The organism is Pannonibacter phragmitetus, assembly GCF_050510895.1.
Classification (GTDB): domain Bacteria; phylum Pseudomonadota; class Alphaproteobacteria; order Rhizobiales; family Stappiaceae; genus Pannonibacter; species Pannonibacter phragmitetus_B.
The window spans coordinates 3731008-3748393 of record NZ_JBNINT010000001.1; the positions used below are offsets into that span (position 1 = coordinate 3731008).

Here is a 17386-nt window from a genome sequence, read left to right on the forward strand (position 1 = left end):
TCGCCATGGAAGGCTTTCGCGTGCAGGCGGACCGCACCGCCAGACTGTTGCAGGCAACCCCCGGCTGGCAGGCCGTTCAGGCGATCCTGCCGGATTATGACAGCGAAACGGTGGAGGCGATCCTCCGGGAAGCCGCCGCCTTCGCAGAAACCGAACTTGCCCCGCTCAACGTTGTTTCCGATCAGCAAGGCTGCCGCATCGTGGATGGCCGCGTGAGAACCCCAGCCGGTTTCGCGCAGGCCTACCGCCGCTATGCGGAAGCTGGATGGCTGGGCATGGACCTGCCGGAAGCCCACGGCGGACAGGGCCTGCCGCTGACGCTTCAGGCCGCCTGCCTGCCGCTGTTCGAGCGCGGCTGCGTTTCCATGATGATGGCGGCAGGCTCGTCCCGCGCTGCTTGCCATCTGCTGGCCGCTGTTGCCGAACCGGCCCTCGCTGAGGAATGGATCGGCCAGCTGCTTGCCGGTGAATGGACCGCCACCATCTGCATTTCAGAACCCGATGCCGGGTCCGATGTGGGCCGCATCCGCACCACGGCAGCTCAAGGCAGCGATGGCCTATGGCAGATCAATGGCGTGAAGAGCTGGATTTCCTTCGGCGATCACGACCTTGCCGCGCGCATCGGCCATTGCCTTCTTGCCCGCACGGGCAAGAAGGCAGGCACCGCCGGGCTAAGCCTGTTCCTCGTGCCCAATCAGATCGACGGCAAGGCCAATGGCATCGCCGTGCAGCGGATCGAGGAGAAGATGGGCCTGCATGGCTCGCCCACCTGTATCCTCGGGTTTGATGGCGCACGCGGCTGGCTCCTGGGCGAGGAGGGACGCGGGCTCAACGCCCTGTTCCACATGATCGAACTGATGCGTCTGCAGACCGGCTGTCAGGGCCTCGGCCTTGCCTCCGCCTCCGCCGATATTGCCGAGACCTATGCACAGGACCGCAAGCAGGGCGGACCGGCGGACCGCCCGCCCCTGCCGATCGCACAGCATCCCGATGTCCGCCGCCAGCTCTCGCTTTTGCGACGCCAGACAGAGGTCACCCGCGCCGCCATCCTGGAAAGCGCCGCCCGGATGGATCTTGCCCGGCTGTCAGCGGATGAGGCAGAGCGGGCGCAGATGCGCGATTTCAGCGCCTTCATGCTGCCGATGATCAAGACTTTCGGTGCGGAAGCGGGCTTTGACGTGTCCAACCGGGCCATTCAGGTGATGGGCGCAGCAGGCTATACGAAGGAGTGGCCGGTCGAGCAGCACCTGCGCGACAGCCGGGTGATGACCATCTACGAGGGTACCACCGGCATCCAGGCCATCGACTTCCTCACCCGCCGCCTCTGGCGCGATCAGGGCCGGGGTCTTGCCGTGTTTGAACGGCTGATGCGTGAAGGCATCGCCACTGCATCTGCAAACCATCCGGCCAAGGCCGCTGAGGCTGAAGCTGCCCTTGCCGCCTTCCTCGCCATGGCTGAAGAGCTCAACGGCTTGCAGAGCGACCCGGAGGCCGCACTTTACCGGGCCGAGGACTACATGCGCTGCGCCTGGGCTGCTGTCACCGCGTGGATGGCTCTCCGGCTGGACTGATACCAGCCGGAAGCACAGCCCCGGGTTCCAATTCGCTCACTCCGCCGCAACGCAAAGTGTGGCTTGCGGCGGAACAGTGCCCATGGCCAGCGCTCTCAGCGCAGGCAGATCATGCACGGCCACATCGCCCTGCACATTCAGAGAAATATAGCCATCGCGGCGCAGACGGCTCATGCAGCGGCTGACGGTTTCCAGCGTCAGCCCCAGCCAATCCGCCAGATCCTGCCGCGTCAGATACATCGGAAAGCGCAGGACAGCTGCTTCCTCCCCCACCTTCGCGAACTGGCGGCACAGATCCACCAGCGCAGAGGCGACCTTTTCCGTTGCCGTCTTGCGGCCCAGCAGAATGGCATGGGCCTGTGCCCGGCGCAGCAGCAGGCGGACGGCGGCATTCAACTCGCCCTCCATGCGCCGCTGCCCGGCAGCGACCAGTTCCAGCCGGGTTGGCGCCATGGCCTCAGCCCCGCATTGCTGCACATCTGAAAGGCCACGGCCAAACATCTTGCCCGGCCCCAGCACATCGAGGATCTGCCGCCGCCCGTCAGGCAGGCGCTGGTAAAGCACGATGCAGCCCTCAAGGATACGGAAGGTCTCGCTGCGGTTGACACCGGGCAGGAAGATACTGGCACGGGCGGCAACCGTGGCAATCTTCCGGCCATTTTCGCTCATCAGCGGGTCAATGTTAAAATCAATCGGGACGGCAGTTTGCGTGCCGCGGCGCGGGGACAGCATTTCCATCTGAAGACATCCGGTCTGGCGCCAGCGGGACTGGCGGAACAGGGACAGGCCGGAGAGGCCCGGCCGGCTAGATCAGGATGTGTGCAGGGGAGCCCTGGAGCCGCTGCTGCCTGGCGGTACACCAGAAGCAGGCACCTGCGGCAGGAACAGAAGCCAGCTACCCTGAACCGGAACGGAAAGAGCTTCACCGGCGCCCAGAACAGGCTCGGGCAGAACCACAGAGGCGGAAAGGCGGCAGGCTTCGCACCCCTTTGGGCCGGGATAATGTGGCCCGCCATTCTTTCCACTGCGGGAGAGGCAGAGCACCGGCAGGCTGCCATCGGGCAGGCGGAAAGCCTCCATCTCCTCCAGCTGGCTGGCCGAAAGGGCAAAGGCAGGCGGCTGATGGGCAAAACCAAGCAACAGGAAACCCATGGCGCAAAGAATGCGCAGCAGGTTCGCCGTGTGCTTTTGTCCTTGGTGCATCAGAACTCCTGTGCCTACAGGTAAACCCGTTCCTGCGCGGTTTCAATGACGCCCCGCCGCCTGCAGCCGCCCCAGCCTGCGGCGCGTCAGCGCAGAGGCGCCAGAAGGCATGCAGGAAGAAATTCCTGATACAAATAGTGACACTTACAGCCGTTGACGCCGCCACCCAGTAATTTTAGGTAGCATGACGTTTCACCTTATCTCCCTCAGCGGTCTGTCCATGCGTCCCGTGTCATTTTTCAACCGATCCGGAGCAATCCGGCCTGCAGGGTCAGTTTTTTCCTGGCGCCGGTCTGCGGTTTTTCTGCAACTGGCCTTGATCCTGTCAGGATGTGCTGTCGGGCCAGACTATACGAAGCCCAAGTTTGAACTTTCCCAGAACTTCAACAACACGAGCCAGAAGGGCGAGGCACGCCCTGCGGAACTTGCAAGATGGTGGGAGCAGCTGGGCGATCCAGTTCTGAACCAGTTGATCGAAACTGCAATCCGCCACAACCTTGATGCCTCCACCGCCAAGGCCCGTGTCCGCGAGGCACGCGCGTCACTAGACCGGGAGACCGGCGGGCTGCTGCCGTCGGCGGACGGATCCGGCAGCGCTCGGCGGTCACGCTCCTCCGGCGAAGACCCGAAGATGAGCAATCTTTTCCAGGCTGGGCTTTCGGCCAGCTGGGAGGTGGATCTGTTTGGCGCCAATGCCCGCAAGGTGGAGGCAGCACGTTACGGGCTTGATGCTGCCGAGGAGGACCTGCGTGCCACGATGGTGACGCTGATCGGCGATACAGCGAGCTATTACGTGCAGGCCCGCTCCAATCAGGCGCGTATCGCCCTGGCCCGGCGCACCGCATCGTCACAGATCGAAACCGTGCGCCTGACGCAATCCCGGTTCGATGCTGGTGCCGTATCGGCTGCGGATGTGGCCAATGCCACCGGACAGGCAGCGAGCACGGAAGCGAACATTCCGAGCCTCAGGATTTCCTATGCCGAATCCCTGCACCGCTTGGGCGTTCTGACGGGCGGCGAGCCTGCTTCCCTTGCCGGGCTCATGGACAAGCCCCGGCCCATCCCCAGGCCAAAGCTGCCGCTCGCCTCAGGCGTCCCGGCAGATCTTCTCAACACCCGGCCAGACCTGAGGGTGCTGGAACGCAAGCTGGCACAAGCCACCGCCTCCATTGGCGCGGCGGAGGCTGCCCGCTATCCGGCCATCAGCCTGACGGGCAACATCAGCACCTCGGCTGCGCAGACCGGGGATCTGGCGAAAAACTCCTCGATCAGCTGGTCCTTCGGCCCCTCGCTCAGCGTGCCTGTTTTCAATGGCGGATCGCTGGCTGCCGCCGCAGAGGTGGCCAGAGCCCAGCGCGATGCCAGTTTTCTGGCCTACCGCAAGGGCGTGCTGACAGCTCTTGAAGAGGTAGAGAACGCGCTGGTCAGCCTGAGCCTGCAGCGCCAGCGGGCGGCCAAACTTTCCGCCGCTGCCCGCGCCTACCGGCAGGCGGCAGACCTTGCCCGCACCCAGTATCAGAGCGGCTCCAGCAGCTTTCTGGAAGTCCTCAACGCCGACCGCTCGCTCTACAGCGCCGAGGACAGCCTGATCGCCAGCCAGCTTGCCATCACCTCGGCCTATATCAGCCTCAACCGCAGTCTTGGCGGCGGCTGGGACGGGACAGTGGATACCAGCACGCCGGCCGTCAGGGATGAGCGCAACGGGCCACGCCTGCGCAAACTGACGCCAGACAATTGATGCAGCGCCGCGGCGGACCTCCTGCCCGCCCGGCCCAGCCTGATGAAAGCGTGTTCTCAATGAACGCATCAAGACCCCGCAAGAAAGGCCGCTGGCTGATTGCCGCCGTCCTCCTTGCCGCCGCAGCTGGCGGCGCCTATTACGCCCGTGCCGCCCTGCAGCCAGCGGCCGGTCCAACCGTGATGACCTCTGCCGTGCGCAAGGGCACAATCGAGGAAACGGTTCTGGCCACCGGCATCCTGAAGCCATCCAAACTGGTCGCTGTCGGCGCACAGGCCTCGGGACGGATCGTCGCCCTGAAGGTGAAGCTGGGCCAGAAACTGAAGGCTGGGGAACTGGTGGCAGAGATCGACGCCACCACCCAGACCAACAGTCTGCGCACTGCGGAAGCCTCGCTGGCCAATGTCGAGGCCCAGCGCGTGGAGAAGGAAGCTTCGCTGCAGCTGGCCCGCACATCTCTTGACCGCCAGCAGACGCTGATCGCCCAGAACGCCACCTCGAAGGCGGATCTGGATACAGCGCAATCGCAGGTCAAAACCATCGAGGCACAGATCCGGGCGCTGGATGCCCAGATCGTGGCAGCCGAGGTGGCCGTGGAAACGGCCCGTGCCAATCTCGGCTACACCCGCATCACCGCCCCGATCGCCGGAACGGTGCTGGCCATCGTCAACCAGGAAGGCCAGACGGTGAATGCGGCCCAGTCCGCCCCCACCATCATCATCATGGGCCAGCTCGACGTGATGAATGTGCAGGCCGAAATTTCCGAAGCGGACGTGGTGAAGGTGAAGCCGGAAACGGAGGTCTATTTCAACGTGCTCGGCGCGCCGGACACGAAATATCAGGCCCAGCTCGACTTCATCGAGCCAGCACCGGAATCGATCACCAGCGACAAGGCCGTCAGTGGCTCTTCCAGCGCCGCGTCCTCCAACTCAAGCACTGCCGCGATCTATTACAACGGCATCTTCAACGTGCCCAATCCAGATGGAGTTCTGCGCACCTACATGACGGCAGAAGTCACCATCGTGCTGGGCAAGGCAGTGGATGTGCCGGTGATCGCAGCCACGGCGCTTGGTGCCCGCAACCCGGACGGCAGCTACACCGTGCAGGTGATGGGCCAGGACGGCAGCATCGAGACGCGGCAGGTGGAGACCGGCCTCAATGACAAGATCAACGTGGAGATCCGCTCCGGCTTGACGGAGGGCGAAAAGGTCGTGACTGGCACCCTGAATGCGGGCGCAGCCACCAGCAGCACCACACGGCGCGGCCCGCCCATGGGACTGTGAGGGGCGGGGCCATGGCGGAACCGCTCATCAGCCTGAAGGCTCTCTATCGCTCTTTTCCGGCCGGAGACGGAGAAGTCACGGTCCTCAAGGGCATCAATCTTGAGATCGCCCGGGGTGAATTCGTCTCCATCATCGGTCAGTCCGGTTCCGGCAAGTCGACGCTGATGAACATCCTCGGCTGCCTCGACACACCGACCGGGGAAGCTACCGGATCGGCGGGCGCGAGACGGCGGACCTTGAGCCGGACGAACTGGCAGCTCTGAGGCGGGAGAAATTCGGCTTCATCTTCCAGCGCTACAATCTTCTGGCGGAACTGACCGCCCTCGGCAATGTGGAAGTGCCCGCCGTCTATGCAGGCCTGGCACCTGCCGAACGGCGGCAGCGGGCGGCCGATATCCTGACGCGGCTGGGCCTTGGCGACCGCATGGAGCATCGCCCGCCGCAGCTCTCGGGCGGGCAGCAGCAGCGTGTCTCCATCGCCCGCGCCCTCATGAATGGCGGCGACATCATCCTGGCTGACGAACCGACCGGCGCGCTGGACACGCGCAGCGGACAGGATGTGCTCGACATCCTGCGCGAGCTGCACAAGGAGGGGAAGACGGTGATTATCGTCACCCATGACCCCAATGTGGCAGCGCTTGCTGAACGGACCATAGAAATTCTGGACGGCGAGATCATCGCCGACCATGTGCGCAAGACAGATGCCCCTGATGCGGCGGAACCGGATGCCCGTGCACCGGCACCGGCGCCGCAGCCAGCGCAGGGCGTGGGACGCAAGCTGAACCGGGGCCTCACCGCCTGGGCCGACCGCTTCGGCGAAGCATTCCGCATGGCGCTTCTCTCCATGAAGGCGCACAAGCTGCGCACCTTCCTGACCATGCTTGGCATCATCATCGGCATTGCGTCCGTGGTGAGCGTGGTGGCGCTTGGCACGGGTACCCGGGAAAAAGTGCTGGCCAACATCGCCAGCCTCGGCACCAGCACGCTGGAGGTCTTTCCCGGCAAGGACTTCGGCGATGCGCGCTCCGGCAAGGTGACGACGCTTGTGATCTCCGACGCCAAGGAACTGGCGCGCCAGCCCTATCTCCGGGCCGTCACGCCAACCGTTTCCACCAGCGCCACCCTGCGCTATGGCTCAAGGAAGCCTCCGCCCTCGCAAACGGCGTCAGCACTGCCTATTTCGATGCCAAGGGCACGAAGATCGCGTCAGGCAAGTTCTTCGACGCCGGCAGCGAGCACAATCTCGATGCAGTGGCCGTCATCGACGAGAACACCCGCAAGACCCTTTTTGCAGATGAGCCGGATGGGGCGGTCGGCAAGGTACTGCTGATCAACAACATGCCTGCCCGCATCGTCGGCGTGGCCCAGCCTCAGCAGGGCGGCTTTGGCAGCAGCCAGAATCTCTCCGTTTTTCTGCCCTATACTACCGTGCAGGCACGCCTGACCGGCACCCGCACGCTGCGCAGCATCACCGTGCGGGTGGAGGACGACGTGGACATGAAGCTGGCCGAGCAGATGGTCACCACATTCCTGACCCAGCGCCACGGCACAAAGGACTTCTTCATCCTCAACACCGACGACATCCGCCAGTCCATAACCAGCACCACGGCCACCATGACGCTGCTGATCGCAGCCATTGCCGTGATCTCGCTGATCGTCGGCGGTATCGGCGTGATGAACATCATGCTGGTAACCGTCTCTGAGCGTGTCTCGGAGATCGGCGTGCGTATGGCTGTCGGAGCGCGGCGGTCCGATATCCTGCAACAATTCCTCATCGAAGCCGTGACCGTCTGCATCATCGGCGGCCTCGCAGGCATCGCTATTGCTCTCAGCTTCGGCGCCCTCTTCCCGTTCTTTGTCTCCGATTTCGCGCTGATCTTCTCGAACGCCTCGATCGCCTATGCCTTCGGGATCTCAACCCTGATCGGCATCGTCTTCGGCTTCCTCCCCGCCCGCAACGCCTCCCGCCTCGACCCCGTGGCCGCGCTCAGCAGGCTGTAAACGGTCAAGCCGGTTTCGTAACCCGGCGGAGCGTCAGATTGATGCGTCCGCCGTTTTTGAGAAGGGTGGAGGTGCCCGGATAGAGCCGGTCGATGCCGTGAAAGGCGAGCCGGGACGGGCCCTCCAGCAGCAGCACGTCGCCCGAGTTCAGCCGGAACGAGCGGGTCGGGTCCTTGCGGGTGAGGCCACCGATGCGGAAGAGGGCCGAATCGCCCAATGATACGGATAGAACCGGCGCATCGAAGGTCTCCTCGTCACGGTCTTGATGCAGCCCCATCCGGGCATTTCCGTCATAAAAGTTGATCAGGCAGGCTTCGGGTTCGGGAGCATCCGGAACAAGCTCGCACCAAAGCTCCTTCAGCACATCCGGCAGGGGCGGCCAGGGCTTGCCCGTCACCGGATGCAGCGGCTGATAGCGGTAGCCGCGGATGTCAGACACCCAGCCTAGCGGGCCGCAATTGCTCATGCGCACGGAAAAGGGCTTGCCGTTCTTGGGCATCACCGGGCTGAACAGCGGGGCCTCGGCCACGATGGTCCGCAATTGCCCGGCAAGCTCCGCCTGTGCGGATAGCTCCAGATGGCCAGGCAGGAAGCGCACACCCTGTGGCAGCGGGCCTTGCCGCCTGCCGGTACCTTCCGGTGCAGTGTTGTCCAAAGTCATTCCACAGTCTCCGGCAGCCAAAGAACGCAAGTCTGCAAGGCATGTAGCGATCCTTGCCACTGTAAGGGCTTTTGCACAGCAAGATCAGTTAGGCAGACGCCTTGCAGCCAGCCTGTCTCCCGCCTATATAGCGATCAAGCTCAGTGCTGACAGGCGGAACAACCTGCTGACAGCCCCGGACAAGGCCAAGGGTGAAAACTCGTGATCAAGGCCTCAGGGATCAAAAGGGGCTTGGGCCAATGCTCCCGTGGCGGAGCATCAGGTCTTAAGCGCGCCGGCATCACTGATTGTGAAAGGGAGCCGGATTGACGCCGCTACGGGTTTTTCCGGTTTGCTAGAAAGAGAGGAAGAAATGGCAAAGGTCATCGGTATCGACCTCGGCACGACGAATTCGTGCGTCGCCGTCATGGACGGCAAGGATGCAAAAGTCATCGAGAACTCGGAAGGCGCACGTACAACGCCTTCGATGGTCGCCTTCTCGGACGACAACGAGCGTCTCGTCGGCCAGCCGGCCAAGCGCCAAGCTGTCACCAACCCCACCAACACGCTCTTCGCAGTGAAGCGCCTCATCGGCCGCCGCTTCGATGATCCGACCGTGGCGAAGGACAAGGGTCTCGTACCCTATGACATCGTCAAGGCAGACAATGGCGATGCGTGGGTTTCGGCCAATGGGCAGAAGTACTCGCCCTCCCAGATTTCCGCCTTCATCCTGCAGAAGATGAAGGAAACCGCCGAGAGCTATCTCGGCGAGACCGTGACCCAGGCAGTCATCACCGTTCCGGCCTATTTCAACGACGCCCAGCGTCAGGCCACCAAGGATGCGGGCAAGATCGCCGGCCTCGAAGTTCTGCGCATCATCAACGAGCCGACCGCAGCTGCGCTCGCCTATGGCCTCGACAAGAACGATGGCAAGACCATCGCTGTCTATGACCTTGGCGGCGGCACCTTCGACGTGTCGGTTCTTGAAATCGGCGACGGCGTCTTCGAAGTGAAGTCGACGAACGGTGACACGTTCCTCGGCGGTGAAGACTTCGACATGCGTCTGGTCGACTACTTTGCTTCCGAGTTCAAGAAGGAGCAGGGCATCGACCTGAAGAACGACAAGCTGGCCCTGCAGCGCCTCAAGGAAGCTGCGGAAAAGGCCAAGATCGAGCTGTCGTCCTCCTCGCAGACCGAAATCAACCTGCCCTTCATCACGGCGGATGCCTCCGGTCCCAAGCACCTGACCATGAAGCTGACGCGCGCCAAGTTCGAGAGCCTCGTCGAGGATCTGGTCCAGCGCACGATCGAGCCCTGCAAGGCAGCCCTGAAGGATGCCGGCCTCGTCGCCGGTCAGATCGATGAAGTGGTTCTCGTCGGCGGCATGACCCGCATGCCGAAGATCCAGGAAGTCGTGAAGACCTTCTTCGGCAAGGAGCCGCACAAGGGCGTGAACCCGGATGAAGTGGTGGCCATGGGCGCTGCCATTCAGGCCGGCGTGCTGCAGGGCGACGTCAAGGACGTTCTGCTGCTCGACGTGACCCCGCTGTCGCTCGGTATCGAGACGCTCGGCGGTGTGTTCACCCGCCTGATCGACCGCAACACCACGATCCCGACGAAGAAGAGCCAGACCTTCTCCACCGCCGAGGACAACCAGACCGCTGTGACGATCCGGGTGTTCCAGGGCGAGCGCGAGATGGCTGCCGACAACAAGATGCTCGGCCAGTTCGACCTCGTTGGCCTGCCGCCCGCTCCCCGCGGCGTGCCGCAGATCGAGGTTGCCTTCGACATCGACGCCAACGGCATCGTCAACGTGTCCGCCAAGGACAAGGGCACCGGCAAGGAACAGCAGATCCGCATCCAGGCCTCCGGCGGCCTCAGCGACGCCGACATCGAAAAGATGGTCAAGGACGCTGAAGCCCACGCGGATGAGGACAAGAAGCGCCGTGAGCTGGTGGAAGCCCGCAACCAGGGTGAATCCCTGATGCATTCCACCGAGAAGTCCCTCAAGGACTACAGCGACAAGGTCTCTGCTGACGACAAGGCTTCGATCGAGAGCGCGATTGAAGCCCTCAGGACGGCTCTGACCTCGGAGGACGTGGCAGATATCCAGTCCAAGACCCAGGCTCTGGCCGAAGTCTCGATGAAGCTGGGCGAAGCCATGTACAAGGCCTCGCAGGCAGAAGCCGAAGGCGGCGAAGACGCCGGTGCTTCCTCCGAGAAGGATGACGACGTGGTCGATGCCGACTTCGAAGAAGTCAAAGACGACAAGAAGTAAGCCACTGGCACGGCGCTCGGGCTCACCCCCGTGGCAGGAGGCTTTCAAAACATGAAACAGCGCACTGTTGAGCCGCCTTTTGGCGCCTACACACTGTCGCGGCCGGCGGAGTTCATCCGCCGGCTCGCAATTCACATGCCATACAACCGGTTTGGCAAGTGGATGGTATCCTTTCTCCGCAAGACAAGCGTCGGGCGGTCGGCAGGCCCGGTGGATGTTGCCGACGTTTTTCCAACGATACATGCCCGCCTGTACCCGGCAACCAACCGCTGCGAGAAGCGTGCTGTTGCCGGCTCGCATATATTTGACCCACAGGAACGTGAAGCGCTGGCAGAGGCTTTAATCCGATCCACTTCGGAGCCGTTTGTCTTCGTCGATCTGGGTGCCAACATTGGTCTCTACAGTCTCTGGATGGTTTCTGTAGCACGTCGAGCCCGGCGCGAACTACTTGGCCTTGCCGTCGAGCCAGATCCGGTTACCCGCGAAAGGCTTGAAACAAATCTGGCAGCGTCCGCCGCTGAATCCATCATGGTTGCGGCCTGCGCAGTTGGAGAAACAAGCGGTAGAGGAGCGATCGTCATTCATGATGGCAATCGGGGCGAACACCGCGTCAGAACGGCAGAAGCAAACGAAGAAGACAGCTTCGAAATTGTGCCGATCGCCGAAATCTGTGCGCGTCATGGGATCGAACGTATCGATGCCATGAAAATCGACCTTGAAGGTCACGATGAAGCTGCGCTTCGTGGGCTGTTCACCCATGGCCCGGCAAATCTGTGGCCCGATCTGATCGTCGTTGAGGCTGGCAAGGATGAGGAGCTCCCCGTCGTGCAGCTTTGTCTTGGCAACGGTTACAAGCTTGAGCGCCGCACCCGGCTGAATGCGCTTCTTGCACGGCAGCCCAACGCCTCTGGCAGGCTCAGCAGCGACAGGTAATGGACAATTCGATGGCGAAGCGCGACTTTTATGAAATCCTAGGCGTGGCGCGGGATGCGGACGAGAAGGCGCTGAAGAGTGCCTACCGCAAGCTTGCGATGCAGTATCATCCGGACCGCAATCCGGGCGATGCCTCGGCCGAGGCGCAGTTCAAGGAAGTCAACGAGGCCTACGACATCCTGAAGGATGGCCAGAAGCGGGCCGCCTATGACCGGTTCGGCCATGCCGCCTTTGAGAACGGCGGCGGAGGCGGCGGGGCCGGATTTGGCGGCAACGGCGATTTTGCCTCCACTATGTCCGACATCTTCGAAGAGTTTTTCGGCATGGGCGGCGGGCGCCGCTCGTCCGGCGGGCGCGAGCGCGGCGCGGACCTGCGCTACAACCTCGAAATCACACTGGAAGAAGCTTTCACGGGCAAGACCGTGGAGATCGAAGTTCCGACTTCGGTCACCTGTCAGCCTTGCAGCGGCTCCGGCGCCAAGCCCGGCTCCAGCCCCACCACCTGCCGCACCTGCGGCGGCTCGGGGCGCGTACGCGCTGCGCAGGGCTTCTTCACTCTGGAGCGCACCTGCCCGGGTTGTCAGGGCCGCGGCCAGGTCATTTCCGACCCCTGCCCCCATTGCTCTGGCGTTGGCCGGGTCACGCAGGAGCGTACCCTTTCGGTCAATATTCCGGCCGGCATCGAGGATGGCACCCGAATCCGCCTGGCTGGCGAGGGCGAGGCGGGCCTGCGTGGCGGGCCGTCGGGCGATCTCTACATTTTCCTCTCACTGAAGCCGCATGAGTTCTTCCAGCGCGACGGAGCGGATCTCTATTGCCGCGTGCCCATTTCCATGACGACCGCGGCTCTTGGCGGCCAGTTTGACGTGCCAACCGTTGAAGGCGGGACCACGCGGGTAAAGGTGCCGGAAGGCACGCAGAACGGCCGCCAGTTCCGCCTGAAGGGCAAAGGCATGCCGGTGATGCGCACCAGCCAGCATGGCGACATGTATATTCAGGTCACCGTGGAGACGCCGACAAATCTGACCAAGCGCCAGCGTGAATTGCTGGCCGAGTTCGAGAAGGAAAGCTCGGGCGAGAATAATCCGGAGAGCACCGGTTTCTTTGCACGGGTGAAGGATTTTCTCGACAATCTGGGCAATTAAGCCCTCACTCACGCAGGGCCCTTGACCTTCTTCGGGATCAAGGGCCTTGAAATGGCCACGGTTACCCGGATAGATGATTTTACCAATCTGACCGGAGGACAGCATGGCAGCGTTCAGGACGCTGGGCGGAAAGCCCTTGATGAAGAAGCTTCAGGACGAGTTCCGCTTTTTCCGCAACTGGATCGACAGCCCACTGACCCTCGGTGCCATTTCGCCATCAGGTCCCGAACTTGCCCGGCGCATTGCTTCCTTTCTGAACGTGCGTCCGGATGGACGCTACCTTGAGCTTGGACCTGGCACCGGCGTGGTGACGCAGGCGATCTTTGACCGGGGCATCTCGGAGGGGCAGTTGACTGCCCTTGAGTACACCACCGAGTTTTGCCGCATGCTGCGCGACCGGTTCCCCGGAATGATGACCATTCAGGGTGACGCCTACGCACTCCGCGACACACTGGAAAAAGCCATGCCAGTGCAGGATGGCATGTTCGCCGGCATCGTCTCGGGCCTGCCGCTGTTCACTCAGCCGGTGGAAAAGCGCCGGGCGCTGATCCTTGAGGCGCTGGACCTGTGTGAGCCGGGGGCGCCCTATATCCAGTTTTCTTACGCCCTTGTTCCGCCGGTGAAGCCGGAGCCGGGCGTTCTCAACCTTGACAAGACCGGCTGGATTTTTGCCAACCTGCCGCCGGCCCGTGTCTGGGTCTATACCAAGCCTTAAAAAACTGGCTGGCCAGCAATGGCCAGCCAGCATTTGTTTTTATGCTGCTGGCTGTTCCGGCTGCAATGCAGCAATATGAGGAGACAGTATGCGTCATCCGAAGATTCTGGTCTTTTCCGGCTCCATCAGGGGCGGCTCGCTCAACACCCGCCTCGCAGGGCTTGCCGCCAAGCGGCTGGCACTGGCTGATGCGGAGGTGACGCGCATCTCGCTCGCCGACTACCAGATGCCAATCTACGACGGCGACCTGGAACAGGAAAAGGCCCGCCGGAGGCAGCCCGCAAACTCAAGCGCCTGATGCAGGAGCAGCACGGCGTCTTCATCGCCTGCCCGGAATACAATGCCGGGATGACCCCGCTTCTCAAGAACACGCTGGATTGGGTCAGCCGCGTCGCCGACCAGGGTGAGGCACCCGGCATTGCCTTCAAGAACCGGGTCTTCTGTCTGGGCGCGGCCTCCCCGGCGCTCTTGGCGGCATTCGCGGCCTCATCGGCACACGCACCGTGCTGGAAGTGGGCCTTGGGGCTCTTGTGCTGCCCGAGATGGCCATGGTGCCGGATGCAGGCAAGGCCTTTGATCCGCAAGGAAATCTCGTCAACGAAATGAGCTCCCGTATACTCGATGCCGCCGTGCAGCGTTTGATGCGTGAAACCCGGGCTCTCATCTGAGATCTGCCGTCCCACCCGCCCTGCGGCTTTGAAGTTCCATTCCAGCCTGTGACGGGCTGGCGCTTGGCGGACGGGACTTTCCCTCCTAAATAAGAGCCAACGCTGGCGGCCCTGCGGCCGCCTTTCTTTGGCGATGCAAGCCAATCATCTGCAGGATCGGACAAGGTATGAGTTCAGAACACGGCATGGGCACCTGGCACGGCACCACCATTCTCATGGTGCGCAAGGGCGGCAAGGTGGTGATTGCCGGTGACGGGCAGGTCTCGCTGGGCCAGACCGTCATCAAGAACACCGCACGCAAGGTGCGCCCTCTGGCCAAGGGTACCGTCATTGGCGGTTTTGCCGGGGCAACGGCAGATGCCTTCACCCTGTTCGAGCGGCTGGAAGCCAAGCTGGAGCAGTATCCCGGCCAACTGATGCGCGCCTGCGTGGAACTGGCCAAGGACTGGCGCACCGACCGCTACCTGCGCCGCCTCGAGGCCATGATGCTGGTCGCCGACAAGGATGTGTCGCTGGTACTGACCGGCACGGGAGACGTGCTGGAGCCGGAAGGCGGTGTCATGGGTATTGGTTCGGGCGGCAACTATGCCCTCGCTGCGGCCCGGGCCCTGGTGGAAACGGACTTCGACGCGGAAACCGTCGCCCGCAAGGCAATGGCTATCGCAGCAGACATCTGCGTCTACACCAATGGCAATCTGACGGTCGAAAGCCTCGACAGCACCAGCTGACCCTTATTCTCTCCGGATACCCGCACATGACCAACGAGGCCTTCACACGAGAGGATCTGCAAGGCGCAGTGAGCGCCGGCATCCTCTCGCCGCCGCAGCTCGAGGCGCTCTCCACCTATCTGGACGGATTGCGCCAGCCCTCCATCTCAAGCGCGGATGCAGAGGAACTGCGCTTCGTTCGCGGCTTCCATGACATCTTCATTTCCATCGGCATTGGCACACTGCTCTTCGGCCTGTTCTTCTTTCTCACCTTCACGCGCAACTGGGGCCTGAATTTCGCGGGTCAGGCAGTGGCCATCTGGGTCCTGTCCGAAATCTTTGCCCGGCGCATGCGCCTTGCCCTGCCGTCCTTCATCCTCTCGATCCTGTTCCTGCCTGCAACCCTTCTGGCGGTGATCTTCGTAACGGCAGACCTCATGCCGGGGGCATCTTCCGATGGCTCACAGAAGTTCCAGACCGCGATGGATGCGCTCCCAGGGTCCGCACTCATGCTGCTTACGGTGGCCGCAACCGGCATCGCCGCGCTGCATTACTGGCGCTTCAGGGTGCCGGTAGGTGTGGCGGTGATTTGCGCGGGCGCGATCTGCAGCCTGCTTGCCGCAGCTCACGCCGTTGATGAGAATTTTGTTGGCGACTATCTGCCCTGGATCGGGCTTGCTGCAGGTCTTTCTGCCTTTGCGGCGGCCATGTACTTTGACAGCCGCGATCTGACCCGGCGCACCGTCAACAGCGACAAGGCCTTCTGGCTGCATTTCCTCGCGGCCCCGCTCATGGTGCATTCGTTGCAAACCCTCATCATGAGCGGCCTCTACAACACGGGCGCAGGAGAACTGGTTCTCGCCTGTGTGATGATCACGCTGGTGCTCATGCTGGCCTTCGTGGCGCTGCTGGTCGACCGGCGGGCAATCCTCGTTTCCGGCCTCGGGTATTTCGGCGTGGCTGTCAGCATGCTGCTGTGGAACGCGGAAGTCTCCAACATGACGGGTGTCTCCGTCACGCTGCTGGTCCTGGGCAGTTTCATCCTGCTGCTGGGCTCTGCATGGGTGCCCCTGCGGCGGAAGCTGCTTGCACCTTTCACCGGCACGCGCCTGATGCGCCATGTACCCGCCGCCCATTGATCCTGATGACTGAAAGCTGACACGATGACCAATTTTTCACCGAGGGAAATCGTCTCCGAACTCGACCGCTATATCGTCGGGCAAAAGGATGCCAAGCGCGCCGTCGCCATTGCGCTTCGCAACCGCTGGCGCCGGCAGCAGCTTGAAAGCCCGATGCGCGAGGAGGTTCTGCCGAAGAACATCCTCATGATCGGACCAACCGGCGTCGGCAAGACCGAGATTGCCCGCCGTCTCGCCCGCCTTGCCAATGCGCCCTTCGTCAAGGTTGAAGCCACCAAGTTCACCGAGGTCGGCTATGTCGGACGTGATGTGGAACAGATCGTCCGAGATCTGGTGGAAGCCGGCATCACGCTGGTACGCGAGCTGCGCCGCGAGGAGGTGAAGGCCAAAGCCCATGTGCTGGCGGAAGAGCGGGTGCTGGATGCGCTCGTCGGCAACAATGCCAGCCCCGCCACCCGTGACAGCTTCCGCAAGAAGCTGCGCGAGGGCGATCTTGATGACAAGGAAATCGAGATCCAGGTCCGCGCCCAGCCGCAGATGCCCAGCTTCGAGCTGCCCGGCATGCCCGGTGCCAGCGTTGGCGTGATGAACCTGTCCGACATGCTGGGCAAGGCCCTTGGCGGCCAGACCAAGCCGCGCCGGGTGACGGTGAAGGAATCGCACGACATCCTTGTCACCGAGGAATCTGACAAGCTGCTGGATGAAGAAAAGGTGGTGCGTGAGGCTATCAGCCTCGTGGAGAATTCCGGCATCGTCTTCCTCGACGAGATCGACAAGATCTGCGCCCGAGATGGCCGCACCGGTGGTGATGTGTCGCGCGAAGGCGTGCAGCGCGACCTGCTGCCGCTGATCGAGGGCACGGTGGTGTCCACCAAGCACGGTCCGGTGAAGACCGACCACATCCTCTTCATCGCCTCAGGCGCTTTCCACGTGGCCAAGCCCTCCGACCTTCTGCCGGAGCTGCAGGGACGTCTGCCGATCCGTGTCGAGCTGAAGGCCCTGACGCAGGAGGATTTCCGCGCCATCCTGACCGAGCCGGAAGCAAGCCTCATCAAACAATATGTGGCGCTTCTGGGCACTGAAGGTGTGAAGTTGAGCTTTGCCGACGATGCCATCGACGAGATCGCAACCATCGCCGTCGACCTCAACTCCAGCGTCGAGAACATCGGCGCCCGGCGCCTGCAGACAGTGATGGAGCGCATTCTGGACGAAGTGTCCTTCACCGCTCCGGACAAGTCCGGCAGCACGGTGGAGATCACCGCGGATTTCGTGCGCAGCAACATTGGTGAGCTGGCCAAGAATGTCGATCTGTCCCGCTTCATCCTCTGAGGCCGCAGTGATGAAACACAACTTTCGCGTCATGCA

General features: G+C 62.7%; 14 protein-coding genes and 2 pseudogenes. 13 read left to right on the top strand and 3 right to left on the bottom strand.

Annotated features, from left to right (window positions below):
- Positions 1-5 precede the first annotated feature (5 nt).
- Positions 6-1571: an acyl-CoA dehydrogenase family protein gene (locus ACQB61_RS17915; RefSeq protein ID WP_430513722.1), complete on the top strand. Its 1566-nt coding sequence runs from the start codon at positions 6-8 to the stop codon at positions 1569-1571.
- Between the two features lie 36 nt (positions 1572-1607).
- Here ACQB61_RS17915 and ACQB61_RS17920 read toward each other — a convergent pair whose 3' ends face one another.
- Entirely contained in the window at positions 1608-2309 is a 702-nt protein-coding gene (locus tag ACQB61_RS17920) for a helix-turn-helix domain-containing protein (protein ID WP_430513723.1), read from the bottom strand.
- 72 nt (positions 2310-2381) lie between these two features.
- The gene (locus ACQB61_RS17925) at positions 2382-2774 is read right to left on the bottom strand and encodes a hypothetical protein (RefSeq protein WP_430513724.1); all 393 of its coding nucleotides are present in this window, start codon (positions 2772-2774) and stop codon (positions 2382-2384) included.
- A 316-nt stretch (positions 2775-3090) separates the two neighbouring features.
- On the opposite strand from ACQB61_RS17925, the gene ACQB61_RS17930 reads away from it, so the two are divergent.
- From ACQB61_RS17930 to ACQB61_RS17940, 3 genes and pseudogenes are all read left to right on the top strand, one after another.
- A complete protein-coding gene (locus ACQB61_RS17930; protein WP_430513725.1) occupies positions 3091-4512 on the top strand; it encodes an efflux transporter outer membrane subunit in 1422 nt (473 codons plus the stop codon).
- Positions 4513-4571: 59 nt separating this feature from the next.
- Complete coding sequence (locus tag ACQB61_RS17935; RefSeq protein ID WP_430513726.1) at positions 4572-5795, top strand: efflux RND transporter periplasmic adaptor subunit; 1224 nt, start codon at positions 4572-4574, stop codon at positions 5793-5795.
- An 11-nt stretch (positions 5796-5806) separates the two neighbouring features.
- Positions 5807-7796: pseudogene (locus ACQB61_RS17940) on the top strand (MacB family efflux pump subunit).
- A gap of 4 nt (positions 7797-7800) precedes the next feature.
- Here ACQB61_RS17940 and ACQB61_RS17945 read toward each other — a convergent pair.
- Positions 7801-8457: an alpha-ketoglutarate-dependent dioxygenase AlkB gene (locus ACQB61_RS17945; RefSeq protein WP_430513727.1), complete on the bottom strand. Its 657-nt coding sequence runs from the start codon at positions 8455-8457 to the stop codon at positions 7801-7803.
- 352 nt (positions 8458-8809) lie between these two features.
- Here ACQB61_RS17945 and dnaK point away from each other — a divergent pair, with 352 nt between their 5' ends.
- The 9 genes and pseudogenes from dnaK (at position 8810) to hslU (ending at position 17350) form a co-directional block, all read left to right on the top strand.
- Entirely contained in the window at positions 8810-10714 is a 1905-nt protein-coding gene (gene dnaK / locus ACQB61_RS17950; RefSeq protein ID WP_430513728.1) for a molecular chaperone DnaK, read from the top strand.
- 30 nt (positions 10715-10744) lie between these two features.
- Positions 10745-11647 carry an FkbM family methyltransferase gene (locus ACQB61_RS17955; RefSeq protein ID WP_430513729.1) on the top strand — a complete coding sequence of 301 codons (903 nt, stop codon included), beginning with the start codon at positions 10745-10747 and terminating at the stop codon, positions 11645-11647.
- Between the two features lie 11 nt (positions 11648-11658).
- Positions 11659-12792, top strand: coding sequence for a molecular chaperone DnaJ (gene dnaJ / locus ACQB61_RS17960; RefSeq protein ID WP_430513730.1), 1134 nt, complete (start codon positions 11659-11661; stop codon positions 12790-12792).
- Positions 12793-12895: 103 nt separating this feature from the next.
- Positions 12896-13507, top strand: coding sequence for a class I SAM-dependent methyltransferase (locus tag ACQB61_RS17965; RefSeq protein ID WP_430513731.1), 612 nt, complete (start codon positions 12896-12898; stop codon positions 13505-13507).
- An 88-nt stretch (positions 13508-13595) separates the two neighbouring features.
- A pseudogene (locus tag ACQB61_RS17970) lies at positions 13596-13939 on the top strand (NADPH-dependent FMN reductase); the annotation flags it as partial.
- A gap of 71 nt (positions 13940-14010) precedes the next feature.
- Positions 14011-14175: a hypothetical protein gene (locus ACQB61_RS17975; protein ID WP_430514451.1), complete on the top strand. Its 165-nt coding sequence runs from the start codon at positions 14011-14013 to the stop codon at positions 14173-14175.
- Between the two features lie 167 nt (positions 14176-14342).
- Positions 14343-14903, top strand: coding sequence for an ATP-dependent protease subunit HslV (gene hslV, locus ACQB61_RS17980; protein ID WP_430513732.1), 561 nt, complete (start codon positions 14343-14345; stop codon positions 14901-14903).
- A 26-nt stretch (positions 14904-14929) separates the two neighbouring features.
- Positions 14930-16021 (top strand): hypothetical protein, encoded by a 1092-nt coding sequence (locus ACQB61_RS17985; RefSeq protein WP_430513733.1) that lies wholly within the window; start codon positions 14930-14932, stop codon positions 16019-16021.
- Between the two features lie 24 nt (positions 16022-16045).
- Positions 16046-17350, top strand: coding sequence for an ATP-dependent protease ATPase subunit HslU (gene hslU / locus ACQB61_RS17990; RefSeq protein ID WP_430513734.1), 1305 nt, complete (start codon positions 16046-16048; stop codon positions 17348-17350).
- The last annotated feature ends 36 nt before the right edge of the window (positions 17351-17386 follow it).